General features: G+C 66.5%; 2 pseudogenes. Both read left to right on the top strand.

Annotated features, from left to right (window positions below):
* Positions 1 to 370, top strand: a pseudogene (locus ACEPPI_RS40580) (2-oxoglutarate ferredoxin oxidoreductase subunit alpha); the annotation flags it as partial.
* Positions 363 to 647, top strand: a pseudogene (locus ACEPPI_RS40575) (2-oxoacid:ferredoxin oxidoreductase subunit beta); the annotation flags it as partial. The pseudogenes ACEPPI_RS40580 and ACEPPI_RS40575, both read left to right, overlap by 8 nt.

Here is a 647-nt window from a genome sequence, read left to right as displayed (position 1 = left end):
CCAGGCCAAGATCGACGGCATCACCGTCCCCGACCTGGAGGTCGACGACCCGACCCGCACGGCCCGCACCCTGGTTCTCGGCTGGGGCTCCACCTACGGCCCCATCACCGCCGCCGTCCGCCGGCTGCGCGCCCAGGGAGTGGCCATCGCGCAGGCCCACCTGCGCCACCTCAACCCCTTCCCGAGGAATCTCGAAGAGGTCCTGAAGCGTTACGACAAGGTAGTGGTGCCCGAGATGAACCTCGGACAGCTGGCCACCCTGATCCGGGCGAAGTACTTGGTCGACGCCCAGTCGTACAACCAGGTCAACGGAATGCCCTTCAAGGCGGAGCAGCTCGCGACGGTTCTCAAGGAGGCCATCAATGACTGAGGTGACCGACGCCCCCCACCACCTGCTGTCCTTGGTCCCCAAGGCCGAGGCCAAGCAGTCGATGAAGGACTTCAAGTCGGACCAGGAGGTCCGCTGGTGTCCGGGATGCGGCGACTACGCCGTCCTCGCCGCCGTGCAGGGCTTCATGCCCGAGCTGGGACTGGCCAAGGAGAACATCGTCTTCGTCTCCGGCATCGGCTGCTCCTCCCGCTTCCCGTACTACATGAACACCTACGGGATGCACTCCATCCACGGCCGCGCCCCCGCCATCGCCACC

This window comes from Streptomyces sp. AB3(2024) (genome assembly GCF_041862025.1).
Classification (GTDB): domain Bacteria; phylum Actinomycetota; class Actinomycetes; order Streptomycetales; family Streptomycetaceae; genus Streptomyces.
This window is presented reverse-complemented; position numbering and strand designations above follow the sequence as displayed.